Origin of the sequence: Amycolatopsis sp. VC5-11, assembly GCF_037034185.1 — a bacterium.
Classification (GTDB): domain Bacteria; phylum Actinomycetota; class Actinomycetes; order Mycobacteriales; family Pseudonocardiaceae; genus Amycolatopsis; species Amycolatopsis nivea.
The window spans coordinates 268,264-291,958 of the sequence record NZ_JBAGKF010000003.1 but is presented as its reverse complement, the minus strand read 5'-3'; the positions used below and the strand labels follow the sequence as shown (position 1 = coordinate 291,958).

Here is a 23,695-nt window from a genome sequence, read left to right as displayed (position 1 = left end):
ACAAGAAAGCGCCCGCGAACGCGCCGAACGGAACCCTTCGCCCGATCGTGGCGGATCCTGACTTCCGCTTAGCAGAACACCCCCGGACAGCCGCTTGCGCGAGCGACCGCGAGGGCCACACTTTGGAGTGAACCGCCGCGAAACCTGTGACACGGCCCACATCTGAACCGATACACCTTCTGCCGTGCCTCGTACCGCATCGCGCGCCGAACGGCAGGACCTGGGGGAACCGCACGTGCTGACCGCCGCAGAACTCTTTGTCCGGCAAGCCTTCCGGCGACCAGCGGCGGGAACGGCCGTGCCGGAGCCGGTCGTCGCGCTGCTCGGGCCGAAGGGTTCGGGCAAGAGCACCGCGCTCAAAACGATCTCCGGAGCCTGCGGCGGCACGCTCGTCCACGCCCGGCTCGATTTCCAGGACGCCCAGGTCGCCGATCCGATCTCCGCCGCGGCGTACGTGTCCTTCCTACTCGCCCGGCACTGGGACAACCTGCCGCGCGACCCGGCCTTCCACCGCGTCGGGCTTTCCCTGCTGGCACTGAACGAAACCCTGCCGCAGGACCGGGACGCGGCCCGGGCGCACGTCCTCCAGCTCGTCGGGAGCTACTTGCACCAGGGCGACGAGCACCCGGTCGCGGACCTGGCCGGCGAGGCGGTCCGGTTCGCGCTGTCGCTGTCCGGGATCGGCGCGCAGGTGCCGGGACCCGCCGTCCAGCAAGCGGTCAGCAGCGGAATCGGCGCGCTGCTGCGGCTCGCGAACCGGCGGCGGCGAAGCGTGCGGCAGGCGCTGAAATGGTTCAGCGGCTTGCTGGAGGGAGCCAGCACGATCGACTCGCTGATCGACCTGAGCCAGCGCAGTTCGGACCCGGTCCCACACGTGCTGAACGCGTTCCTGACCGATTTGTCGCGCAGTGCCGATCAATGGACGACGCCGGTGCGCCGGTGCGAATGCCTGGCCCCGCACAGACAGGACGTCCCGCACGAGCACGCCTGGGCGCTGCTGATCGACAACGTCGATGCCACCCCCGCCGGCCGCGAATTCCTCTCCGCGTTCGTGCGTGCACGGCAGAATCGGCTGCCTGAACGCGATCCGCTGCTGATCGTGGCGGCGATGGACCGGTGGTCGTCCGCCTGGGGGCACTGGTGGCGGGAACCGTGGCGGACGAAGGCGGACTGCCCGGACAAGCGGCCGATCCCTCTGCTCTCCCAGGCCGATTTCAAGCAGTGGACCCATCATCTCGCCGCCACTGCCGACCGGGGCGACTCCCCGACCCGTGCGTGGTATCCAGTGTGGCTGGACCCGCCCGGTCCCGAAGTGCTGCGCAAGCTCGCCCCGACCCCGCCGGACGGCTGGGAACCGGCTGTCTTCGACGAGTTCGTCCAGCGGCTCTCCGGCGGCCTGCCCGCCGCCGCGCAGGAGATCGGCCGCCGCGCCGGCGAACTGCCGGACGACGCCGGCCCGCCCGCCCGGTCGCTGCTGTTCCAGCCGCACAACGGAATCGCGCTGTGGGAACGCGCGCTGACCTCTTTCCTGCCCCGGTCGCTGCTGGCGGACTCGCTGCCGGCCGTCGTTCCGCAGGCGGTCGCGGTGGGGGTGCGGCTCGGCCAGCCGGGACAGTCGGCCCCGCTGGATCCGGCCGCCTTCCCCGACGCGAACGACATCCTGCGCGCACTGCGGGAAAACCTGTGGGTCAGCACCTTCGCCGCCCGGCCCTCGCGGCTGTGGCCGGTCGCCGTCCCCGGGCGGGAACACCCGGCGGCCCTGCACCCGTGGCTCCTCGCCTGCCTGCTGGCCGGTCTGCACGCGCAGAGCGCCGCCGACCGCCATCCGGTAGCCATGACGTGGGCCGAGGTGTTCCGGCGGATGGCGAACACCTGCGCCGAGCCGACCGGCGAGGCCGAGGACCAGGCCCGGCGGCTGTATTACGCCCTCGCCTGCGACAACTTCGCGGCCGTCGTCGACGAATTGGTCACCGAATTCGCCAAGAGCGGGCACCCGGATTGGGTCCGGCTGGTCGACCAGATCACGCGGGCGCCGTGCCGCCTGGCCGCGGTCGAGCCGACCGACGACAGCGTCGCGAAGCTCGTGCCGGACGGGCAGCCGGGACGGGAGTCCGCCGAAGCCGCGATCACCAGCATCGTCGCGCGGCTCTGGCTCTACCACGATCCGCACACCGTTCCCAGCCCGGCGCACGACCAGCGGATCTCCAAGAACTTCACCAGATTGGCCGGCAATTACGCGGCCCGTGACGACACCGACGCGCTGACCGACGCCGCCGCGCAATTCGGCGGCCGGTGAAAGCCTCTTTCCCGACAGGAGCGTGATGGACCGCATTCGCAAGCTGCTGCGCTGGTTCACCTACCGATTCCCGCGGCTGGCCTACTGGGTGCTGCGGCGTCCGGTGCTGGCGACCAGTTTCGCCACGCTGACGGTGGTCGTCCTCGTCGCCGCGGGCCTGCTCGTCCCGCCGTTGTTCGCGCGGTGCGGGGAAGGCATGACCGCGGACGCGAACGACGCGTGCGTCGGCATCAACCTGGACAGCGCGCAGTTCCGGCAGAACGAGCCGGAGCACATGCGGGAGCTGGAAGCCGCGGTCCGGGCCAACAACGCGGCGATCACGGACAATTACGTGTCCGTGGTGCTGTTCCAGGACATGTCGCCGAACGAGGGCGTCGACACCCGGCTCTATCCCGATCTGTACCCGGACATCGAGGGCGCGATCGCCGGGGCGTGGCGGGCCAACCACACCGCCGCGTTCCAGGGCAGCGTGCCGAAGGTGAAGCTGTTCCTGGCGAACATGGGCAGCCAGTACGCGAGCTGGTCCGAGGCCGTCGACAAGATTTCCGAGCACGCGGCGGGCAACCACGTGGTCTCGGTGATCGGGCTCGGCCAGAGCATGGACAACACCCGCGCGGCGGCCGCGAAACTGACCGCGCAGGCGCATCTGCCGGTGATCGGCGCGACCGTCACCGGGGACACCATGAACCTCACCCCCGAGGGCAAGCTCAACACCGGGTTCTTCCGCACCTCGCCCACCAACACGCATTCCGTGGCAGCCGCCGCCCGGTTCATCGCGAGCATCGAGCCGGATCCGTCGCGGGTCGCGATCGTGCAGGACAACATCCCCGGCGACGACTACACCCAGACCCTCGGCTCGCGGGCGGTGAAGGAAATGCCCGCCGCGCACCGGTTCCCGTTCACCTCGCCGGGCGCGCTGCCGCACGACGTCTCCCGCGCCGACCCGCTGCTCACCCAGTTCGCGTACCTGAACCAAAATCTCTGCTCAGTCGCGCCGACGGTCGTCTACTTCACCGGCCGCGGCACCGACCTCGGGCCGTTCGTGCAGTCCTGGACGCAGGGGAACACGCCGTGCGCCAACGGAAAACTGACCGTCGTCACCGGCGACGACGGGGGCTCCGCGATCAACGAGGCCAGCCTCCGCGACGCCGTCCGCGGCGGCCATGTCCGGGTGCTGTTCACCTCGCTCGCCAGCCCGGACGAATGGGGTCCGTGCAACGGCAGCGCCGAACAGGCCGCCTACAACACTTTCCAGTCGGTCTTCACCGGCAAACCCGGCGTGTGCGACGGCCAGACCGTCCGCGCGGACGACGGCGCCGCCCCGCTGACGTTCTCCGTCGCCGACCTCGGCAGCGGCGAAGGCATCCTCGCCCATGACGCCATGATGGTCGCCGTCATGGCCGCCCGCCGCGCCGCGAACGGCAACGCCGACACGGTGGTGCGCACGCCGCTGTCCCAAATCGGCCTCATCGAGGAGATGCGCTGCCAGAACGCCGTCCAGGGTGCGAGCGGGACCATCCAGTTCAGCCCCGATCAGGCGCAGTACGGCAACCCGGTGGAGAAGCCGTTCCCGGTCGTCGAGATCAGGGCCGACGGATCCACCGCGACAGCGTGGAACAAGGCGGTCACGACTGCGGTGCCGAAAACGTCCTGCTGACGCCTCGGTCGTCGAGCCAGCCGCGGTAGCGACGCAACGCGCGTTGCTGCAGGACGGTCTCTTTCGCCAGCGCCAGCTTGGGATTCGTCCGCAACCGCGGCGTACGGCCCGCCCCGACCCGCCGTAGCTGCCGACGTACCCGAGCCATCCCAGCGGCCGAAGCCAGCGCTTTGTCCTTGATCGCCACTGGTGCCAGCTCCACCGCCGCATCCTCGCCGTGGAGCCACTTCTTCGGCAGGTCGGGATCCACCGCCAGCGCCGTCCCCATCCCGGCCAGGTCGATGCCCCCGGCCAGTACCTGCTCGGCGACCGGCCGCCGGACGATGCCGCCGGTCAGCATCAACGGCAGCGGGCTCGTCTGGGCGAGTTCCTCGGCCAGAGTCAGGAAGTACGCCTCTCGCGCCACCGTGCGCTCGTCGGCCGAACGACCCGACATCGCCGGACTTTCGTAGCTGCCGCCGGACAGCTCGACCACGTCGACACCGAGCGGAGCCAGCATCTCGATCACCCGGCTCGCATCCGCGGCGTCGAACCCGCCGCGCTGGAAGTCCGCCGAGTTCAGTTTCACCGCGACCGCGAACGCCGGGGAGACCACGTCGCGCACGGCTCGCACGATGTCGAGCAGCAGCCGCGCCCGGTTCTCCAGGCTCCCGCCCCACTCGTCGGTCCGCCGGTTGACCAGCGGCGACAGGAACTGTGACAGCAGGTATCCGTGCGCGGCGTGGATCTCGACCCCGTCGAACCCGGCCTCCTCGGCACGACGCGCGGTCTCGGCGAACCTCGCCACAGTCTGTCCGATCTGGACTGCTGTCATCTCGGTCGGCTGCGCGAGCCGTTTGCTCTGCTTGCCGAGGTTCACTTTGACCGCCGACGGACCCCACGCGACGCCGGGCATGTTCGCCATCACCTGGCGTCCGGGGTGGTTGATCTGCATCCACACCCGTGCACCGCCGCTCTTGGCCGCGTCCGCCCACGCGCGGAACGGCTCCAGCGGCGACTGGTCGTCCAGGACGATGCCCGCCGGCCCGGTCATCGCTTCAGCGTGGACCATCACGTTGCCGGTGATGATCAGTCCGGCGCCGCCTTCGCTCCAGCGCCGGTACAGGCGGCGGATGCGCTCGTCGGGCAGTTGCCCGGGGCCGGCCATGTTCTCTTCCATGGCCGCTTTGACGATCCGGTTGGCGAGCGCGGGCCCGTGGGCGGGCGCGAATGGCGTGAACAGCGGCGAGGTCGTCATGATTCCTTCGCTCCATGCGGTATGTTTGCAGTGCTCACATAAGAGTAGGAGGCGATGTAAGCAGTGTCAACTTCCACGAAGGACGGCTACCATCACGGCGATCTGCGGGCAGCCCTGCTGACGACCGCGATGGGGATGCTCGAGCAGGGCGAGCAGTTCTCCCTGCGGGCGGTCGCCCGGAAAGCGGGCGTCTCCCCGACCGCCCCGTACCGGCATTTCGCCGATCGCGACGCCCTGGAATCAGCGCTGGCCGCCCAGGGTCTGCGCGACCTCGATGCCGACCTGAACCAAGCCGACACCACGCCGAAAACGGTCGCCGAGCTGGCCGAACTGGGCGTCGCGTACGTCGACTTCGCCCTCCGCCGCCCAGCGCTGTTCCGGCTCATGTTCGGCAACGCCTGCGACGACACGAACGACGATCGCGTCACCGCGGCAGCCGCGGTGCACGAGACGCTCGCCCGCGCCGTCGCGAACGTGTTCCCCGACGCCGACCTGGCCAGCATCACCGTCGGCGGATGGGGATTGGTGCACGGACTGGCCTGCCTGCACCTCGACGGCAAGCTCGCCAGCACCTCCGCCGACGACGTCGCGAACCAGGTCCGAGCGTCCTTCACCGCGGTCTTCGCCGCCCGGCCGGGTGACTGACGACTCCTGGTGTTGACAGTGCTCACATCGCAGCCTACCGTGATGTAAGCACTGCACACATGACGTGAGGGAGCACTCCGATGGCACCGCCCAGCCAGGACAGCCCGGCGAGGACCGGGACAGTGGAGGTCGACCTCGGCGGCCGCCGCGTCGCCGTTCCCGAGGGCGGGCTGTTCGACCGCTACCGGATGGACACCGACCTCGACGAGGTGGCCCGCGACCCGCGGGTCAGCGGCGTCGAGTTCTTCCGCGGCCTGCCCAAGACGAAGGTTGAGTCGCCGATCGGCCCGACGCTGACGCCGAACTTCTACTACCGGATGTCCTCGGCCCGGCTGACCATGCTCGCCCGGTCCCGCGCGATCCGCGCCCGGCTGCCGAGGGAGCTGGCGCCGCTGGAGGTCGCGCCCGGTCTCGGCCTGGTGTCGGTGATGTTCTTCCGCTACGACGTGTGCGACATCGACTTCTACACCGAGGCCGCCGTCGGCGTCGCGGTCCGGCCCGCGCGGCACGGGAAGCTCGGGTTCGTGGACCTGGTCGCCGCGCTCAAGAACGACCACCTCGACACCTACGTCCTCTCGCTGCCGGTCAACACCGACATCGCGCAGGTCCGCGGCCACGACGGCTACGGCTTCCCCAAGTGGGTCACCGAACTGGACGTCGACATCGACGCGAACCGCACCACCGCCCGGGTCGCCAACGACTCCGGCGAACTCGACCTGGCGCTGTCGGCCGCCACTCCCGCGCAGACCAGGCACCCCAGCGGCGAACGCGTTTCGACGCTCACCTCGTACACCACCATCAACGGCGCCTGGCATTCGACGCTCAGCCAGACCAACGCGCTGTCGTCCGGCAGCACGTCCTTCCCGCGCGACGTCGACCTCAAGCTCGGGCGCGGCCGGATGAGCGACGACCTGCGCTCGCTCAAGCCGACCCGCCCGGTCCGCCTGGACGTGCTCGCCGAAGGCCAGCTCGCCCTGCACCTGCCGGTCCCGTATTCGGTTCCCCAGCAAGGAGTTTCGCGATGACCAAGGTTCTGCAGGTGCTCTCCGCCGCCCGCGTCTGGACTCTGAAGGACGGCACCGAGCACCCCACCGGATTCTGGGCCGAGGAATTCGTCGTCCCCTACACACTCTTCACCGACGAAGGCTGGGACGTCACCGTCGCCACGCCCGGCGGCAAACAACCCGTGGTCGACCAGCTCAGCCTCGGCGTCAAAGGCGGCGTGCTCCCGCACACCGCCAAGAAACTGCGCGCCGAACTCGACCGCCTTTCCCCGGTCCTGGAACACCCCGCCGATCTGTCCAAGCTGGACCCGGACGACTTCGACGTCGTCTTCTACTCCGGCGGCCACGGCCCGATGGAAGACCTCGCCGTCGACCCGGTTTCCGGCGCCCTGCTGACCAAACGGCTCTCCTCCGACCGGCCGCTCGCGCTGCTGTGCCACGCTCCGGCGGCCGCGCTGGCCGCGAAGAACCCGGACGGCAGCTGGCCCTTCGCGGGCTACCGGATGACCGGGCTCTCCAACGTCGAGGAACGGTTCAACCCGTTCGCGTGGAAAGCCAAGTGGCTGCTGGAAGACGGGCTCAAGGAAGCGGGCGCGGACTACACCTCGGGATTGCCGCTGAAGTCGCACGTGGTCGTGGACCGCAACCTCTACACCGGCCAGAACCCCGGATCCTCAGCCGCGCTCGCACGCCGCATCATCCAAGACGTCTCCGCCGCCTAGCGCGAACGACGTTACGCCCTCCGCTCATCGGCTGACAGCTCCAGGGCGTCGAGAACCAGCGCGGCCATCGCGACCGGGTCGCCGTTTTCCGGGCGCAGCACCACGTCCGGGGACACGGGGCGTTCGTACGGCGCGTCCACTCCGGTGAATCCGGTGATTTCACCCGCGCGCGCCTTGGCGTACATGCCCTTCGGATCGCGGTCCTCGCACACTTCGAGCGGAGTGTCGACGAAGACCTCCAAGAACGGCAGACCCGCGGTTTCGTGCACGGTTCGCGCGAGTTCGCGGTCCGCCTGGTACGGGCTGATCAACGACACCACCGCCACCACCCCGGCGTCGGCGAACAGCTTCGCGACCTCCGCGACGCGGCGGATGTTCTCGGCTCGTTGCGCCGGGGCAAAGCCGAGGTCGCCGTTGAGCCCGTGCCGGAGGTTGTCGCCGTCGAGCAGGTACGCGGGGCGGCCCGAGGCGACCAGCCTGCGCTCCAGTTCCACGGCCACGCTCGACTTGCCCGAGGCGGACAGCCCGGTGAGCCAGACCGTCCGGCCGCGGGTCGCGCGTTCGTTGCGCGAGACCGCCGCGGGATGCCAGACCACGTTCGGTGCAGTCGCGCTCGGGCCGGTGATCATGCCCGCTCCGACGGTGTCGCCGGAGTGTTCGTCGACCAGCAGGAATCCGCCGGTCGGCCGGTTGCGGGCGTAGGGGTCGAACAGGAGCGGCTGCCGGGTCCGCAGCCGGATCCGGCCGATTTCGTTGAGCGACAACGACTCCGCCGTCTCGTCGCGGTGCAGCGTGGTGACGTCCAGCCGGTAGTCGAGCGCGCGGACCTCGGCCTTGGTCTCGCGCGTGGTGTGCCGGACGAGGTAGTTCGCGCCCGGAGCGAGCGAGGCCTGGTCGGAGAACCAGCACACCATGGCGTCGACGTCCTGGCCCACGTGCGGACGGTTGCCCGGGCGGCAGATCAGGTCGCCGCGGCTGAGGTCCAGTTCGTCGGCGAGCTCGATGGTGACCGCGAGCGATGCGAACGCCTCGGGCACCTCGGCCCCGCCGGGTCCCCAGATCGCGCGCACAGTCGTGGTGAATCCGGACGGCAGTACGGTCACTTCGTCGCCGGGCTTGAACACGCCGCCCGCCACCGTCCCGGCGTAGCCGCGGAAATCCCGGCTGTGCTCGCGAATCACGTACTGCACCGGAAAACGCGCGTCGACCAGGTTCCGATCGGAAGCGACGTGCACCTGTTCCAGGTGGTGCAGCAGCGAAGTGCCTTCGTACCAGGGCATGCTCGCGCCTCGGTGCACCACGTTGTCGCCCTGCAGCGCGGACATCGGCACGAACGTCAGATCCGGGGTCTGCAATTTCATCGCGAACCGGCGGAAGTCCTCGCGGATTTCCTCGAACCGTTCCTGCGACCAGTCGACCAGGTCCATTTTGTTCACGCACACCACCAGGTGCCGGATGCCCAGCAGACTGGCGAGGAACGCGTGCCGCCGCGACTGTTCGAGCACGCCCTTGCGCGCGTCGACCAGGATCAGCGCGACGTCCGAAGTGGACGCCCCGGTGACCATGTTCCGGGTGTACTGCACGTGCCCCGGCGTGTCGGCGATGATGAACTTCCGCTTGGGCGTGGCGAAATACCGGTGTGCTACGTCGATGGTGATGCCCTGTTCGCGTTCCGCGCGCAGGCCGTCGGTGAGCAGGGCAAGGTCCGGGTACGCGTCGCCGCGGTCCCGGCTGGTGCGCTCGATCGCTTCGAGCTGGTCGGCGAACACCGTCTTCGAATCGAACAGCAGCCGGCCGATCAGGGTCGATTTGCCGTCGTCCACGCTGCCCGCGGTGGCGAGCCGCACCGTCGTGACCCGGTCCCCGGCGCTCATCAGAAGTAGCCTTCCTTTTTGCGGTCTTCCATTCCGGCCTCGGAAATCCGGTCGTCGGCCCGGGTCGCGCCGCGTTCGGTCACCCGCGTCGCGGCGACCTCGGCCACCACTTCCGCCGGCGAGGAAGCGGTCGATTCGACGCACCCGGTGCAGGTCGCGTCGCCGATCGTGCGGAAGCGAACCGTTGCCGGATAAGGCACTTCGCCCTCGGCGACGGCGAGGAACCGGGTGTCGGCGAGCAGCATCCCGTCGCGCTGGACCACCGACCGGCGGTGCGCGTAATAGAGCGACGGCAGGGTCACGTCTTCGGCTTCGACGTATTGCCAGATGTCCAGCTCGGTCCAGTTCGACAGCGGGAACACCCGGATGTGCTCGCCCTTGCGATGCCTGCCGTTGTACAGATTCCACAATTCCGGACGCTGCCGCCGGGGATCCCATTGCCCGAACTCGTCGCGGAAGCTGAACACGCGTTCCTTGGCCCGGGCTTTCTCCTCGTCGCGGCGCGCACCGCCGAACACCGCGTCGAAGCCGTTCTCGCGGATGCCCCGCAGCAATGTGACTGTCTGGAGCCGGTTCCGGCCCGCTTTCGGATCCTCGACGCTCCGGCCCGCGTCGATGTCGTCCTGGACGCTCGCGACCAGCAGCCGCAACCCGTAGCGCTCAACGGTTTCGTCGCGGAACCGGATCACCTCGTCGAAATTGTGCCCGGTGTCGACGTGCATGACCGGGAACGGCAACGGCGCGGGCCAGAACGCTTTCGCCGCGACGTGCAACATCACCATCGAGTCTTTCCCGCCGGAGAACAGCAGCACCGGCCGTTCAAAGGTGGCCGCGACCTCGCGGAAGACGTGCACGGCTTCGGCTTCGAGCACACCGAGGTGGCTCAGCTCGTAGGCCGGGGGTGCCTGGGTCGCCATCGGATCCGCCCTTCCGAGGTTCGAGGACAGAAAAGTAGAACAGGTTCTTGCACTCGGTCAAGCGGCGGAGGACCCTGAGCGCATGGACCTGGCCGCACTCGAAGACATCCGCCGCGTGAAATTCCGCTACCTCCGGTGCCTCGACCTGAAGCGCTGGGACGAGATGGCGGAGACGCTCACCGCCGACGCGCGCGTGCACTACGGCACGCCCTCCTACGGCGAACCGCTGAAGTTCGACACCCGCGACGCGCTGATGGAGTTCCTGCGCACCACAGTCGGCCCCGGCATCACGACGATGCACTTCGCCGGCCACCCGGAAATCGAGATCGACGGCGACACCGCGACCGGGCGGTGGCTGTTCCAGGACAAGGTGATCGTCGCCGAGCACCGGGTGGTGATCGAGGGCGCCGCGTACTACGAGGACACCTACCGGCGCGAGGACGGCGTCTGGCGGATCAACAGCACGGGGTACGAGCGGCTGTACGAAACGCTGGTCTCGATGAAGGACCAGCCGGGCTGGAAGCTGACGGCGAACATGTGGGGTCAGCCCGCCTGATCAGGACGGACGCCGCCCGCCTCGGCGGTCACCGCGTCCGCGACCGCGGCCAGCGCCGCGCCCCGCCGCGCGATTTCCGCACCGGTGATCGGCTCCCCGACCGACAACGTCAGCACCAGCTCCTGCCGCCCCGCCGCGTCGAAGGTCGGGGCGGCGAGCAGGCTCACCGCGTGCTTCTTCCGCGGCTCCAGGTCCGCGCCGAGGTACACCCGCTCCCCCAGGCTCGACACCAGCTCGCCGACCAGTCCGCGCACCTCGGGCGGCAGATCCCCGGCCGCCACCCCGGCCATCAGCGTGTAGAGCCGACGGCCCGCCGACGTCAGGCTTTCCACCAGATACCCGTGTTCCCGGCACTCCGCGACCACGCGCCGCAGGTACGCCTCGTCCAGCCGGACCGGCACCGCGGGCGGCGTCGCGAGCCACGCGTCGAAGGCGGAATCGGCGTCCCACAGCACGTACATCAGCCCGACCGGCGGCGCGAACGGATACGTCTCGCCGAGCCGCACTTTGCCCGGCCCGGCGCTCTGCAGCATCAGGATGCGCCCGTCGACCACCGCCGACGCGGTGCACGTCGCCTCGTACCGGGCGCTGAGTTCTTCCAGGTGCGTGCGGGCGATTTCGCTGGCGCCGAAGCCTTCTCCCGCCGCGCGCCCGGCCGCGATCATCGCCGGCCCGAGGCGATACGTCGTGGTCCTCGGGTCGCGGACCACGTAACCGCTCGCGGTCAGCTCGGTCAGGATTCCGAGGCAGGTCGGCTTGCTCAGGTCCAGTTCGCGAGCGAGCGCGGACAGTCCGAAGCGCTGGCCCGGCCGGGCCGCGAAATAGTCCAGCAGCCGCACGACCCGCTGCGTCGGCGGCGAGCGCCGGGTAACCGCCATTGACCCGTCCTTAGAACGCGTTCTAGTCTCAACCGACCGTGAACGTACCACTCCGGTACAGATCTGGACCAGTGAGGAGTCTCCGGTGCTGACCGAACCGCTCGCCGGCGCGATCGCCGAAGCCGAAAAGATCATCGCCGAGGCGCCGCACGTCCGGACCGAACAGGACCTGGTCGAGGGGTACGACTACCTCGCCGGCAGCATCCGGGCCTCGGTGCAGACCGCGTGGGCCTACGACCGGGACTTCCCGTACTTCACCCTCTCCACCGGCCCGTACACGAAAATGGGCCTGGACAACCCGGACACCCTGTACTTCAACGCGAACATCCGCGAGGACCGCGAGTACGTCGTCACCGGCACCCGCGGCACCACCGCCGACCTCAGCTTCCAGGTCCTCAACGGGGACTACACGCCGGTCGAGGTGCCCGACAGCATGACCGCGTTCGACGACCGCGAGATCCCCATCGCCGCCGACGGTTCCTTCGAAATCCGCTTCGGCCCGGCGAAACCCGACCCGGAGCCCGGCTATTTCGTGCTCGGCCCCGGGTCGTCGATGCTCGTCGTCCGCGAGGTCTACAGCGACTGGGCGACCGAACGCCGCGGCACGATCCAGCTCCGCTGCGCCGATACCACCGGCCAGGCGCCGCCCGCGCTGACCCGCACCGCGATGGAGAAACGCTACGGCGTCACCGGAAAAATCCTGCTCAGCCGGATCAAGACGTTCCTCGCCTTTCCCAAGTGGTTCTACCTGAACCTGCCGGTGAACACGATGACCGAACCGCGCAGCACGCCCGGCGGCCTGCCCACGCAGTACTCCTCGGCCGGGCATTACGAACTCGCCGACGACGAGGTCATGATCGTCACCGTGCCCCGATCGGACGCGCCGTACCAGGGCATTCAGCTCGGCAGCACCTGGTATGTCTCGCTGGACTACCTGAACCACCAGACCAGCCTCACCGCCGACCAGGCTCGCGTCGACCCGGACGGCAGGATGCGGTTCGTGATCAGCGAACGCGACCCTGGCGTCGCGAATTGGCTCGAACGCACCGGGCACGACCGCGGCTACGTCCAGATCCGCTGGCAGCGGCTTTCCCGGGAACTGACCGCAGAAGACGGTCCGGAGGTCGAGGTCGTGAAGTTCGGCGAACTCGCCGACCGGCTGCCGTACCACAAGGAGGCTCGCGTGACCCCCGAGGAATGGGCGGAGCGGATCGCCGCGCGACAGGCCGCCGTGGCGGCCAGGATGCTGGGCTGACCCATGGACCTTTTGACCGGCAAAGTCGTTCTCGTGTCCGGAATCGGCCCCGGGCTGGGCCGCTCCATCGCCCTGCGTTCCGCCGCCGCCGGGGCCGACGTCGTGCTCGCGGCCCGCACCGAATCGCGGCTCGCCGAGGTCGCCGCCGAAGTCGAAGCGCTCGGCCGCCGCGCAGTCCAGGTGCCGACCGACATCACCGACGACGCCTCGGCGACCAAGCTCGTCGAAACCGCGCTGAACGAGTTCGGGCGGCTGGACACCTTGGTGAACAACGCTTTCGCGATCCCGCCGATCACCGACCTCGCCGAAGTCGACCTCGACGCGGTCCGCGCCGGATTCGAGACCAACGTGCTCGCCGCGCTCCGGCTGACCCGGCTCTGCACCTCCGCGCTCGCCGAAAGCGCCGGTTCGGTCGTGATGATCAACTCGGCCGTGCTGCGGCATTCCCGCCGCACTTTCGGCGCGTACAAAATGGCCAAGGCGAGTCTGCTCGCGCTCGCGCAGAGCCTCGCGTCGGAACTCGGCCCGCAGGGGATCCGGGTCAATTCCGTCGCCCCGGGCTACATCTGGGCGGACTCGCTCAAGTGGTATTTCGCTTACCTGGCCAAGGAACGCGGCGTGCCCGCGGAGCAGGTGTACGCGGAGACGGCGGAGACGATCGACCTGCGCCGTCTCCCGGAACCGGACGAGATCGCCGACACCGTCGTGTTCCTCGCGTCCGCGCTCGCCCGCTGCGTCACCGGGCAATGCCTCGACGTCAACGCCGGCGAATACCATCACTGAGGGGAAGAGCATGCGTCCAGGACGAGACAGCGTCGGCACGGTCGAAGACCTCCACGCGTCCGCCGCGAAACTCACCGGCCTCGACGATTTCGGCGGCGACGACCACCTCGAAGGCCTCCGCGTGCTGCTCGATTCCTATGCCACCGAAGCGGATCTGACCCCGTACGGCAACAAAGTCCACCGGGCTTTCCTGCGCGGCGCGCTGGTCGCGCGGCTGCTGAGCGAAGCCTCGTGGAAACAGCATCCGCAGTATGCCGACGTGCCCATCGACCGGCCGATCTTCGTCACCGGCCTGCCGCGCACCGGGACTACGGCCTTGCACCGGCTGCTGACCGAAGACCCGGCGCACCAGGGCCTCGAGGTGTGGCTGACCGAAATGCCGCAGCCGCGCCCGCCGCGCGAGACGTGGCCGGACAATCCGGTCTTCCAAGCGATCCAGGCCGGATACGAACAGCACCACGTCGAGCATCCCGAGTTCATGGGTCTGCATCACATGTCGGCCGATCAGGTCGAGGAATGCTGGCAGCTGCTGCGGCAGTCGCTGAAATCCGTCTCGTACGAATGCCTCGCGCACGTGCCTGGCTACTCGCGCTGGCTCGACGGACAGGACTGGACCGACGCTTACCGCAGGCACCGGCGCAACCTCCAGCTCATCGGCCTGCCCGACGCCGGCCGCCGCTGGGTGCTCAAGAACCCGAGCCACCTGTTCGCCCTCGACGCGCTGCTGGAGGTCTACCCGGACGCGCTGATCGTGCAGACCCACCGCGCGCCCAGCACCATCATCGCCTCGGTCTGCAGCCTCACCGAGCAGGCGTCGGAGGGCTGGTCGGACACCTTCCGCGGCGAGGTCGTCGGACGCAGCCAGCTCGACCTGTGGGCCCGCGGCGCGGAACAGTTCGCCGCCGCCCGCGCCCGGCACGATCCCGCGCAGTTCTGCGACGTCCGGTACGAGGACTTCGTCGCCGACCCGATCGGCACCGTCGAGGGCGTCTACCAGCACTTCGGCCTGAATCTCGCCCCGCAAGCGCGCGAAGCGATGACCGCGCTGCACGAGCGGAGCCGCACCGGAGACGCGAAACCGCGGCACCGCTACGACCTCGCCGACTTCGGCCTGACCGCCGGGGAGGTCGACGAGCGGTTCGCCGGATACCGTCCCGCGCACCGAAGTTGAAGCCGTTTCGAGACCGGGATGTTCGGCGAACCGGCCGCGCCGGACGGGACCGCGCCCTAGGATCTGCCCGACGTTCCTCGAGCGGAGAGCAGGCATGACGACCTTCACCAACACTGTGCTCCAGATCCTCCCGCAGGCGTTGCTGCTGATCGTGGGGCTGTTCGGCCTGATCCTCTCGATCAACCGGCGCTCGCGCGGCGGCTCCGGGCTGATGGTGGCCGCGTTCGCGGTCATGCTCGTCACCACGGCGCTGGACATCGCCTGGCGGATCATGCTGGCGAACGTCGCGTCGTGGATGGCGTCGGACCACCTGAGCACCTCCGAGATGACGACGATCTTCACGATCGTGGGCCTCACGCTCAGCGTGCTCGAAGTGCTGTCGTGGCTGCTGGTCGTCCTCGGCATCGCGAAGGGCGGCCGCGCGCCGCAGCCCGGTTTCGCGCCGGGCGGGTACCCGACGGGCGGACAGCCCGGGTATCCGCAGACCGGGTACGGGTATCCGCAGGCCGGATACGCGCAGCCGGGCTATCCCGCACAGCCCCAGCCTGGTTATCCCCAGCAGGACCCCGGTCAGCAGTCCGGCTACTCCCAGCCGCTGCCGCCGCAGTCCAACCCGAGCGAGGGACCGCAGCAGCCGCCGAACTGACGCCGGTCAGACCGCCGCTTCGGCTTCGGCGCGGGCAAGAATCGCGTCCACGGTTTCCTCGACGGTCAGCTCCGACGTGTCCAGCCACAGCCCGAGGTGCGGGGTCTTCTCCCGCAGGTACGCGTCCAGCCCGGCGATCCCGGTGTCGCCCGGCTGGTACGCGACCTTCCCCCGCGTCGCCTCGCGCTGTGCCACCACCTCGGCGCTCGGCGCCAGAACCACGACGTAACACGGGCGCGTGCGCAGCGCGCCGACCATCTCGGTCAGGTGCTCGCCGAGCACGATGTCCTGCAGCACCACGGTGAATCCGGCGTCGGCGTACCCGTCCGCGACCCGCGCCGCGAGCGCGTACCGGAGCCGCAGCTGGCGGACCGCCTCGGCGGGCGGGTCGGCCGGACCCATCTCGACCCGGCCGTTGACCACCATCCGCCGGAACGCGTCGCCCCGCACGTGCGCGGATTTCGGCAGCCGTTCGGCGAGCGCCTGCGCCACCGTCGACTTGCCCGCCGCTTGGATGCCGGTCACCAGGAAGATCGTCACGCCGCGGACCCTGCCTTCTTCACCGCCGGTCCGCCAACGATTTTCAGCTTCGCTTCCCGCGTCGTCGTGCGGCAACCAGCAGGACGAAGCCGGTGAGCAGGCTGAAGAGCGAGCCTGCCAGCAGATTCCGTACCGGCGTGCCTGTCGAGGCCAGCGGCGGCGTGCTCGGCGGACCAGTCGGTGGCACCCCTGGAGTCACCGGAGTGTCCGTGGGGCGACCGTGTCCGTCGCGTTCCGGTAGGTCCGCCAAACCGGCCTCGGCCGCTCCGGGGCACCACGCTGAGCGCCAGTTTTCAGCTTGCCTTCAGCCAGTCGCCGATAACCGCGAAATCCTCCTCCGCGAGACCACGTCCTGGCTCGACGCGGTGCAGCAGCGCACGGCCGGGATGCCGAGCGAGCACCCACTCCCGGTCGCCGTCGGTGATCTCGTCGTCCACCCAGACAAACGGACGCCCGTCGGCCCAGGCAACCAAGGTCCGGGTCTTCCAGTGCATGCCGAACCACTGGTCTTCGCGCTCCTCCGCCGGCGAGCGCTCCGGCCAGCGCACGACCGGCAGCGGCGGCAGCCCGAGCCGAGTCGCGAGCTCGGTGTTGGCCTCGTCTTCCCACGTCGTCGCCCACACCAGCTCGACCGGCAGCGAGGCGAGCCGGATCCCCCACCGGGAATCGAGCCGCCGCAGCGGATCCGCCTCGCGCTGCTCGCAGCCCGGTCCGAAGGGAAGCAGCGTCCCGTCGACGTCAAGGAAGAGCACCGAACGGCGATCCAGGGAAGATTTCATCGCGGCGCCAGCTTATCCAGTTGAACCGGCATCACCGTCGCAGCTACGTTCACCGGCGAACGGAGGGATGCCCGTGACGGTCATCGACAAGATCGCCTGGATCCGGTTCGACGCGGGCCGGATCCTCAGCACCCGCTCCCGAGGCAAGGACGTCTACTACCTCCCCGGCGGCAAACGCGAACCCGGCGAGACCGATCTCCAGACTCTCGTCCGCGAAATCGACGAGGAGCTCGCCGTCGCCATCACACCCGAAAGCGCGAAGCATTTCGGCACTTTCCAAGCCCAGGCGCACGGCCACGCAGCAGGCACCCTTGTCCGGATGACCTGCTACACCGCCGACTACCGCGGCGCCTTGACCCCCAGCAGCGAGATCGAGGAAATCGTCTGGCTGACCTACGCCGACCGGAGCCAGGTGTCCCCGGTCGACCAGGTCATCTTCGACCACCTGCGCGAGACCGGCCTGCTAGCTGACGCTCCACATTAGACACTCGTCGCGCGCGCCTGGAGTGGAAAGCGCCCGCTAAGCCTCCGGCACCCCGAACCCCCCTCCCCCGCCAGACTCGCACCGCAGCACGTCCCCGCGCCGCACCCGGAGGCTGTTCACCTTCAACATCTCCCGCGCCTCCGGCGTCCCCGGATTCAGCACCACCCGCGGCGGCGCACCGGACGACCCGCCGAACAGGCCCCACGCGGGGGTCACCGATCGCTCCCACCACAGCGACAGGTCCTGATCCGCTTCCATCACGTACTCCCGGATCACCCCGTCCCCGCCGCGCCAGCGGCCCGCGCCTCCCGAGCCCGTGCGGATGCGGTATTCGTTCACCCGCACCGGATACAGCGTTTCGACCACCTCCACCGGCAGGTCGCGCAGCGAGCCGTTGACGTTGTTGATCAGCGCCGTCTCCCCGTCACCGCCTTCCCAGGCGCCCCAGCCGCCGACGGTCGCTTCCAGGGTCACGAACGGCTCGCCCGTCCGCGGGTGGTCGCCAGCGAACTGCACGATCATCGAATCGCCGTAGCTGGCCGCGGCGACGCGGTCCGGCATCGCGGGCGCGAGCGCGGCCACCACGAGATCGATCAGCATGCCGAGGCTCGAGTAGTAGTACTGGCACGCCGCCGGTTCCCGCGCGCCGAGCATCGACCCGTCGCGGACCTGGACGTCCAGCGGCGCGAACGAACCGCCGTTCAGGCTCACCTGCGGCGAGATCAGCAGCTTGTACCCGACCCGCGCGGCGGAAATCGCCTGGGAGCGGCCGCAGTTGACCGGGCCGGTGGCCTGGTCGGCGCAGTCGGTGAGGTCGATCGTCATCGATTCGCCCTCGACGACGACCCGCACGCGCACCTTCAGCGGCGTGTCCGGGTCGATCGCGTCGTTGTCCAGGTACCCGGTCGCCTCGTATTCGCCGTCCGGGATCGCGGCGATCCGTTCGCGTTCCAGCCGCTCGGTCTGGGCGAAGATCTGCTCGCGCGCGGCGTCGACGGTTTCCGCGCCGTAGCGGGCGAACAACTCGCCGAGGCGCCGCACGCCCATCCGGGCACAGGCGATCTGCGCGCGCATGTCCCCGAGGGTCACGTACGGAAACCGCACGTTCGTCTCGATCAACCGCAGGATGTCCATGCATTCGACGCCGCCCGCGACGATTCGCGTCGGACCCATCCGGAGGCCCTCTTGGTAGATGTTCGTCGAATCCATCGAACCGCCGGGGTCCTTGGAACCCATGTCGATCCAGTGCGCCCGGGAAGCCGCGAAGCCGACCAGTTCGTCGCCGACGAAAATCGGCGCGTACACGGTGCAGTCGTTGAGATGCGTGCCGCCGATGTAGGAGTCATTGAGCACCCACACGTCGCCGGGCTGCCAGACGTCCGCGCCGAACAGATCCTCAGTGTGGCTGGTGCAGATCTCCAGGTTTCCCAGGAAAATCGGCAGCCCCGAGGACTGGCCGAGGACCCGGTGATTCCGGTCCAGCAGCGCGACGGCGCAGTCTTTGCCCTCGTAGATCGTCGGCGTGTAGGACGACCGGATCAGGGTCATGTTCATGTCCTCGGCTGCCTGGATCAGCGCCGAGCGGATGATTTCGGTGGTGACGGGGCTGATGCTCACGCGTGTTCCTCCTGCAGGTGGCCGGCGGCCGCGAGGGTGACGACCAGGAAGCCGCGGTCGTCGACGGCGAGTTCGGCGTCCGGCGGGACGACCGTGGTGGCGGTTTCCTCGTGCACGATCGCGGGTCCGGACAACCGGCTGCCGGGGGCGAGCGACGAGCGCGCCACGATCGTGGTGGGCACCGGCCGTCCGGCGAAGACAACGTCGCGGACCACCGGATCCGGCCGTTCGGCGCTCGCTTCGGCAGCCGCCGCGGAACGGTCGACGACGCCGTGTCCGGTGGTGCGGAGCGCGACGAACTGCACGGGCGCGCCGGGGGTCGCGTGCCCGTACCGCTGGTGGTGGATCTCGGCGAACCGCGCTTCGACGGCGGGCAGGAAGTCAGGGCTGTCGACTGGGTCGTCGTCCAGGATCGAGACGGTCAGGGTGTAATCCTGGCTCTCGTACCGCATGTCGACGCCGTGCGTCACCGAGCGCCGGTCCTCGGGGATTCCCTGCTCCTGCAACGCTTCAAGCGCCTGATCGCGCAGCGAATCGAGCGCCACCCGCAGCGCGCGCGTGTCGAGTTCCGCTCCGTTGGCGAAGAACTGCATGGTGAAGTCCCGCCGGACGTCCGCCTCCAGCATGCCCCACGCCGAGAACGCGCCGGGGAACCGCGGCACGATCACCTCGGTGATGCCGATTTCCTGCGCGATGAACGCCGCGTGCATCGGTCCGGCACCGCCGAACGCGAGCAGCGCGAACTGGCCCGGCTCGCGACCGTGCTCGACGGTCAGAGTGCGGATCGCCTGCGCCATCTTGGCGTTGCCGACGTCGCAGATCCCCGACGCCAGCTCGATCGGGTCCATGCTCAACTGCTGCGCCAGCGTCGAGACGGCGGTGCGCGCGGCGCCCAGGTCGAGCGGCATCCCGCCGCCGGCGAACGACTCGGGATCGACGCGGCCGAGCACGCAGTTCGCGTCGGTGACCGTCGCCTGTGTGCCGCCGCGGCCGTAGCACGCCGGACCGGGCACCGCGCCCGCCGATTCGGGCCCGACCCGCAGCGCGTCGCCCTCGGCGTAGGCGAGCGAACCGCCGCCCGCGCCGACGGTGTGCAGGTTGACCAGCGGCATCAGCAGCGGGAAACCCTCCGCCTCGCCGTCCGGCGAAACGTCAGCGGCGTAGTCCATGACCAGGGAGACGTCGAACGAGGTCCCTCCCATGTCGATGCAGATCAGGTCCGGACGGCCGAGCAGCTTCGCTGCCGCGACGCCGCCCATGGTGCCGCCGACGGGGCCGGACAGCAGGGTTTGCAAGGGATGCCGCCGCGCGAACCCCGCATTGACCAGGCCGCCGGAGGACTGCATGACGTGCACCGGGACGTGCAGGCCCTTCTCGGTGAACCGCGCTTCGATGCGGTCGAGATAGCGGTGCACCGACGGGCCGGTGTAGGCCTCGAGCACCGCGGTCGACGTCCGCTCGTACTCCCGCCATTCCGGCGCGACCTCGTGGGAGAGCACGACCAGCGCGTCGTCGCCGAGCTCGTCCCGCAGGATCTCCCCGGCGCGGCGTTCGTGCCCGGAATCCAGGTAGGAGAACAGGAAACACACCGCGACGGCCTCGAAACCCTCTTCGCGCACGCGTTTCGCGACCAGCCGCACGGCGTCCTCGTCCAGCGGTTCGAGCTCCGCGCCGGTGGCGTCGAGCCGTCCGGCGACCTCCGCGACCGCCTCCGGGCCGACGAGCGGCGCGGGCTTGCGGTAATGCAGGTCGAACAGCCGGTTCCGGTTGCCGCGCGCGATCCGGTAGACGTCGCCGATTCCCTTCGTGGTCAGGATCAGCACCTTCGCGCCGCGCCGTTCGAGCAGCGCGTTCAGGCCTTGCGTGGTGCCGTGCACGAAGAACTCGATCTCCGCGAACGGCAGGTCGAACCCTTCCAGCGCGCCGAAAACGCCGCGCGCGAGGTCGTCGGGGGTGGTAAGCACCTTGCCCGCGCGCAGCCGCTGCGTCGCGCCGTCGTGGACGACCACGTCGGTGAAGGTGCCGCCGATGTCCATGGCGACCCGGTAGGTCATGGGAACTCCTTGTCGGGTAAGGGAAATCAGGTGAGCGCGCGACCCTCGGTCTCGGGCAGCGGAAGGACGGCGAGCAGCGCCACGACGAGGAAGGCGACGATCGACGCGACGGTCAGCGACGACGCCACCCCGTGGTCCATCATCGCGCCGATCACCGGCACCGAAACGGTGTTCGCCAGCAGGATCGCCGAGGTGGACCAGGAGTAGCCGACGCCGCGCAGCCCGGTCGGCAGCACCTCGGCCGACCAGGTGTTCCAGATGCCCCAGGCGCCGAGCGAGAAGAACGCGAGGATCAGATTGCCCGCGTACAGCTGCGTGGAACCGGTAGCGAGGCCGAACAGCACCCCGCCGACCGCCGAGGCCAGCGCGAAGAGCAGGAAGATCCGCTTGCGCCCGTGCCGTCGGGTCAGCCACGCGGCGAGCAGATAGCCGGGTACGGACACCACCTGCGTCACCGCGACGAACCACAGCGCGCCGGACACGCTCAGCCCGCGGTTCTGCAGCAGGACCGGCAGCCAGGTCTGCAAACCCCAATAACCCCAACTGAAGGTGAACGACGTGAGCAGCATCGGCAGGAACCGGCGGCGCACCGGCGAACGGAACAGGTTGCGCACCGCGCCCGCCTTGCGGTCGGCGTCCTCGACGGAAAACGTTGTGTCGGCCGGGATTTCCGCACCGAGACCCCGCAACACCGCGGCAGCCTCCGCGTGCCGCCCGCGCCGCGCCAGCCAGTACGGCGATTCGGGCACCCAGCGCAGCACGGCGAACGCCCACAGCCCGGCGAGCGCGGCGACAACGGCGACCGCACGCCAGCTGATCGTGCCGAGGGACTGGCTCACGCCGATGCAGAGCAGCGTGCCGATCGGAAACCCGATGCTGAGCGCAACCGCGCCTTGGCCGCGGCGAGCGGTCGGCAGCAGTTCGAGGAAGTACGGGAACGTGACCGCGTAAACCCCGCCGAACGCGACGCCGGACAGGAACCGCAGCACGACGAACGGCCAGAACGCCGGCGAAAGTCCCGCCGCCAGCGCGAGGACCGCGTAGATCAGCAGGCTCGCGACCGTCACGCGGCGGCGGCCGAGCCGGTCGATCAGCCCGCCCCACAGCAGCGCGCCGGGCACCATGCCGAACGCGACCGCGGACAGGGCCCAGCCCAGTTTCGTGTTGTCCACGCCGAATTCGCCCGCGATCCCGTTCGAGACGTAGACCAGCCCGACCTGTTCCCAGGCTTCGACGACGAACGCGAAGAACAGCACCGATCCGGCGAGCCAATGCCGTCGGGTCAGCCCCATCCCGGTGCAGACGTCGCCGACGGTCGGCGCGGCGGCGGTGGGCGGGGCGGGCTCGTGCGGGGCGGCCATGGCGCCTCCTATCATCATCAAAACGTTTTGATGAGCTTTCGCGGCATCAAACCCGCGCGCCGGTGCGGTGTCAAGCCCTCCTGGGCCGGCCGGTGGGCGATACTGGGCCGTCCGGAGGCAGCGCGAAGGGGAACGACGGTGGAGACCGAGGGCGGCAAACGGCCGGTGACGATCCGGGAGGTCGCCGAGCGCGCCGGGGTTTCGATCAGCACGGTCTCGCACGCGCTTTCCGGGCGCAGGCCCATTTCCGCGGCGACCAAGGCGCGGGTGCGCGAGGCCGCGGCGGAGCTGGGCTACGACCCGAACCCGAACGCGCGCTCGCTCCGCACCGGCCGGTCCGGGCTGGTCGGGCTCATCCTGCGGCCGCGCTACGCGGTGGCCGGCACGCCCGACCGCGCCGAGACGTTCAACCGGCTCGTCGGCTCGATCGCGACCGAGATGCTGCGGCACAAGACCGGCCTGATCCACGTCCCCGACCTGCACGACCCGGCGGTGGCGAGCGTGCCCATGGACGGCTGCATCGTGGCCCACCCCTACGGCGGCGACACCGCTCTGGCCGAACTGCTCGGCCGCGGCCTGCCGGTGGTGACCGTCGAGGAGGACCCGGAACAGCCGGACCTGCCGTGGGCGGTGCGGCTGGACTACCCGCCGGTGGTCGAGGCGCTGCTGGACCACCTCTACGACCAGGGCGCGCGCGACGTGCTGCTGCTGTCGGGCACCGAGGACAACGCCTGGAACCGGCGGCCGCGCGAAACCTACCTCGTGTGGTGCAAACGGCGCGCACTGCCGCCGCGGACGGCCTTGCTCAGCGAGGGCCTGACTCCCGGGGACGTGCCCGAACTGGTGCAGCCCTTGCTGTCCGGCCCGGACCGGCCGGACGCGATCGTGGTCGCGACCAGCGATTTCGCCCCGCTCATCGCTGACGCAGCGGTAGCACAGGGCCTGCGTATCCCGGACGATCTGCTGCTCGCCGCGCTGACCGACAGCGAACACGCCCGCACGAGCACCCCGCCGATCACCGCGATGGACCTGACGCACGAAGCTTTGGCCGAACGCGCGGTCGACCTGATGCTGGCAAGGCTGTCCGGTGCCGAGACGCCTGCGGGGCCGGTGTTCCTGACTCCGGAACTGCGGCTTCGGGGGTCGACTCGGCGCGGGGGCTGACTCCCGACGGGATGCGCCGCGCTTTTCGCAGCGCGTCCAGTCCTCGCGCGCCTGG

The 23,695-nt window shown here is 69.7% G+C and carries 21 protein-coding genes; 12 read left to right on the top strand and 9 right to left on the bottom strand.

Annotated features, from left to right (window positions below; genetic code table 11):
• Positions 1–184: 184 nt before the first annotated feature.
• Positions 185–2,296 carry a hypothetical protein gene (locus WA670_RS12870; RefSeq protein ID WP_238605849.1) on the top strand — a complete coding sequence of 704 codons (2,112 nt, stop codon included), beginning with the start codon at positions 185–187 and terminating at the stop codon, positions 2,294–2,296.
• A gap of 25 nt (positions 2,297–2,321) precedes the next feature.
• Positions 2,322–3,953, top strand: a complete 1,632-nt coding sequence (locus tag WA670_RS12865; RefSeq protein WP_134727399.1) for an ABC transporter substrate-binding protein — start codon at positions 2,322–2,324, stop codon at positions 3,951–3,953.
• On the opposite strand, the gene WA670_RS12860 is transcribed toward WA670_RS12865, so the two are convergent.
• Positions 3,922–5,190 carry an NADH:flavin oxidoreductase/NADH oxidase family protein gene (locus tag WA670_RS12860; RefSeq protein WP_037811539.1) on the bottom strand — a complete coding sequence of 423 codons (1,269 nt, stop codon included), beginning with the start codon at positions 5,188–5,190 and terminating at the stop codon, positions 3,922–3,924. The two genes, WA670_RS12865 and WA670_RS12860, sit on opposite strands and share 32 nt — an antisense overlap.
• A 63-nt stretch (positions 5,191–5,253) precedes the next feature.
• On the opposite strand from WA670_RS12860, the gene WA670_RS12855 reads away from it, so the two are divergent.
• From WA670_RS12855 to WA670_RS12845, 3 genes are all read left to right on the top strand, one after another.
• On the top strand, positions 5,254–5,835 hold the full coding sequence (locus WA670_RS12855) for a TetR/AcrR family transcriptional regulator (protein WP_037811537.1): 582 nt from the start codon (positions 5,254–5,256) through the stop codon (positions 5,833–5,835).
• A gap of 80 nt (positions 5,836–5,915) precedes the next feature.
• A complete protein-coding gene (locus WA670_RS12850) occupies positions 5,916–6,860 on the top strand; it encodes an acetoacetate decarboxylase family protein (protein ID WP_336157807.1) in 945 nt (314 codons plus the stop codon).
• Positions 6,857–7,561 (top strand): type 1 glutamine amidotransferase domain-containing protein, encoded by a 705-nt coding sequence (locus WA670_RS12845; RefSeq protein WP_336157806.1) that lies wholly within the window; start codon positions 6,857–6,859, stop codon positions 7,559–7,561. The genes WA670_RS12850 and WA670_RS12845 overlap by 4 nt, the downstream gene beginning before the upstream one ends.
• Before the next feature lie 11 nt (positions 7,562–7,572).
• On the opposite strand, the gene cysC is transcribed toward WA670_RS12845, so the two are convergent.
• Both cysC and cysD read right to left on the bottom strand, forming a co-directional pair.
• Complete coding sequence (gene cysC / locus WA670_RS12840; protein ID WP_336157805.1) at positions 7,573–9,435, bottom strand: adenylyl-sulfate kinase; 1,863 nt, start codon at positions 9,433–9,435, stop codon at positions 7,573–7,575.
• Positions 9,435–10,352, bottom strand: a complete 918-nt coding sequence (gene cysD / locus WA670_RS12835) for a sulfate adenylyltransferase subunit CysD (RefSeq protein WP_336157804.1) — start codon at positions 10,350–10,352, stop codon at positions 9,435–9,437. Before cysD ends, cysC begins: the two co-directional genes overlap by 1 nt.
• An 82-nt stretch (positions 10,353–10,434) precedes the next feature.
• Between cysD and WA670_RS12830 the strand changes: the two genes are divergently transcribed.
• Positions 10,435–10,908: a nuclear transport factor 2 family protein gene (locus WA670_RS12830; RefSeq protein ID WP_336157803.1), complete on the top strand. Its 474-nt coding sequence runs from the start codon at positions 10,435–10,437 to the stop codon at positions 10,906–10,908.
• Here the strand turns inward: WA670_RS12830 and WA670_RS12825 are convergent.
• Complete coding sequence (locus tag WA670_RS12825) at positions 10,896–11,786, bottom strand: helix-turn-helix domain-containing protein (RefSeq protein ID WP_336157802.1); 891 nt, start codon at positions 11,784–11,786, stop codon at positions 10,896–10,898. The genes WA670_RS12830 and WA670_RS12825 overlap by 13 nt on opposite strands.
• 85 nt (positions 11,787–11,871) lie before the next feature.
• Here WA670_RS12825 and WA670_RS12820 point away from each other — a divergent pair, with 85 nt between their 5' ends.
• The 4 genes from WA670_RS12820 (at position 11,872) to WA670_RS12805 (ending at position 15,641) form a co-directional block, all read left to right on the top strand.
• A complete protein-coding gene (locus WA670_RS12820) occupies positions 11,872–13,041 on the top strand; it encodes a hypothetical protein (protein WP_238605846.1) in 1,170 nt (389 codons plus the stop codon).
• Between the two features lie 3 nt (positions 13,042–13,044).
• Positions 13,045–13,824 carry an SDR family oxidoreductase gene (locus WA670_RS12815; RefSeq protein WP_336157800.1) on the top strand — a complete coding sequence of 260 codons (780 nt, stop codon included), beginning with the start codon at positions 13,045–13,047 and terminating at the stop codon, positions 13,822–13,824.
• A 10-nt stretch (positions 13,825–13,834) separates the two neighbouring features.
• Positions 13,835–14,995 carry a sulfotransferase family protein gene (locus WA670_RS12810; RefSeq protein ID WP_134727391.1) on the top strand — a complete coding sequence of 387 codons (1,161 nt, stop codon included), beginning with the start codon at positions 13,835–13,837 and terminating at the stop codon, positions 14,993–14,995.
• Between the two features lie 94 nt (positions 14,996–15,089).
• Complete coding sequence (locus tag WA670_RS12805; RefSeq protein WP_336157799.1) at positions 15,090–15,641, top strand: hypothetical protein; 552 nt, start codon at positions 15,090–15,092, stop codon at positions 15,639–15,641.
• A gap of 6 nt (positions 15,642–15,647) precedes the next feature.
• Here the strand turns inward: WA670_RS12805 and WA670_RS12800 are convergent, their stop codons facing one another.
• Both WA670_RS12800 and WA670_RS12795 read right to left on the bottom strand, forming a co-directional pair.
• On the bottom strand, positions 15,648–16,181 hold the full coding sequence (locus WA670_RS12800; RefSeq protein WP_336157798.1) for an AAA family ATPase: 534 nt from the start codon (positions 16,179–16,181) through the stop codon (positions 15,648–15,650).
• A gap of 293 nt (positions 16,182–16,474) precedes the next feature.
• Entirely contained in the window at positions 16,475–16,960 is a 486-nt protein-coding gene (locus tag WA670_RS12795; protein ID WP_336157797.1) for an HAD domain-containing protein, read from the bottom strand.
• Positions 16,961–17,033: 73 nt separating this feature from the next.
• Between WA670_RS12795 and WA670_RS12790 the strand changes: the two genes are divergently transcribed.
• Positions 17,034–17,444: an NUDIX hydrolase gene (locus WA670_RS12790; RefSeq protein WP_336157796.1), complete on the top strand. Its 411-nt coding sequence runs from the start codon at positions 17,034–17,036 to the stop codon at positions 17,442–17,444.
• 36 nt (positions 17,445–17,480) lie between these two features.
• Here WA670_RS12790 and WA670_RS12785 read toward each other — a convergent pair whose 3' ends face one another.
• From WA670_RS12785 to WA670_RS12775, 3 genes are read right to left on the bottom strand one after another with little or no spacing between them, the layout of a single operon-like run.
• Positions 17,481–19,061: a hydantoinase B/oxoprolinase family protein gene (locus WA670_RS12785; RefSeq protein WP_238605838.1), complete on the bottom strand. Its 1,581-nt coding sequence runs from the start codon at positions 19,059–19,061 to the stop codon at positions 17,481–17,483.
• Complete coding sequence (locus WA670_RS12780) at positions 19,058–21,115, bottom strand: hydantoinase/oxoprolinase family protein (protein ID WP_336157795.1); 2,058 nt, start codon at positions 21,113–21,115, stop codon at positions 19,058–19,060. Before WA670_RS12780 ends, WA670_RS12785 begins: the two co-directional genes overlap by 4 nt.
• 26 nt (positions 21,116–21,141) lie before the next feature.
• Positions 21,142–22,476, bottom strand: coding sequence for an MFS transporter (locus WA670_RS12775; RefSeq protein ID WP_037811512.1), 1,335 nt, complete (start codon positions 22,474–22,476; stop codon positions 21,142–21,144).
• A gap of 138 nt (positions 22,477–22,614) precedes the next feature.
• Between WA670_RS12775 and WA670_RS12770 the strand changes: the two genes are divergently transcribed.
• Positions 22,615–23,640, top strand: a complete 1,026-nt coding sequence (locus tag WA670_RS12770; protein WP_336157794.1) for a LacI family DNA-binding transcriptional regulator — start codon at positions 22,615–22,617, stop codon at positions 23,638–23,640.
• Positions 23,641–23,695 lie beyond the last annotated feature (55 nt).

Excerpts from the sequence above, each read along its gene's own strand:
- WA670_RS12865 (WP_134727399.1), top strand. The coding sequence starts at position 2,322 with ATGGACCGCATTCGCAAGCTGCTGCGCTGGTTCACCTACCGATTCCCG.
- WA670_RS12860 (WP_037811539.1), bottom strand. The coding sequence starts at position 5,190 with ATGACGACCTCGCCGCTGTTCACGCCATTCGCGCCCGCCCACGGGCCC.
- WA670_RS12850 (WP_336157807.1), top strand. The coding sequence starts at position 5,916 with ATGGCACCGCCCAGCCAGGACAGCCCGGCGAGGACCGGGACAGTGGAG.
- WA670_RS12845 (WP_336157806.1), top strand. The coding sequence starts at position 6,857 with ATGACCAAGGTTCTGCAGGTGCTCTCCGCCGCCCGCGTCTGGACTCTG.
- cysC (WP_336157805.1), bottom strand. The coding sequence starts at position 9,435 with ATGAGCGCCGGGGACCGGGTCACGACGGTGCGGCTCGCCACCGCGGGC.
- cysD (WP_336157804.1), bottom strand. The coding sequence starts at position 10,352 with ATGGCGACCCAGGCACCCCCGGCCTACGAGCTGAGCCACCTCGGTGTG.
- WA670_RS12830 (WP_336157803.1), top strand. The coding sequence starts at position 10,435 with ATGGACCTGGCCGCACTCGAAGACATCCGCCGCGTGAAATTCCGCTAC.
- WA670_RS12825 (WP_336157802.1), bottom strand. The coding sequence starts at position 11,786 with ATGGCGGTTACCCGGCGCTCGCCGCCGACGCAGCGGGTCGTGCGGCTG.
- WA670_RS12815 (WP_336157800.1), top strand. The coding sequence starts at position 13,045 with ATGGACCTTTTGACCGGCAAAGTCGTTCTCGTGTCCGGAATCGGCCCC.
- WA670_RS12810 (WP_134727391.1), top strand. The coding sequence starts at position 13,835 with ATGCGTCCAGGACGAGACAGCGTCGGCACGGTCGAAGACCTCCACGCG.
- WA670_RS12805 (WP_336157799.1), top strand. The coding sequence starts at position 15,090 with ATGACGACCTTCACCAACACTGTGCTCCAGATCCTCCCGCAGGCGTTG.
- WA670_RS12795 (WP_336157797.1), bottom strand. The coding sequence starts at position 16,960 with ATGAAATCTTCCCTGGATCGCCGTTCGGTGCTCTTCCTTGACGTCGAC.
- WA670_RS12780 (WP_336157795.1), bottom strand. The coding sequence starts at position 21,115 with ATGACCTACCGGGTCGCCATGGACATCGGCGGCACCTTCACCGACGTG.
- WA670_RS12775 (WP_037811512.1), bottom strand. The coding sequence starts at position 22,476 with ATGGCCGCCCCGCACGAGCCCGCCCCGCCCACCGCCGCCGCGCCGACC.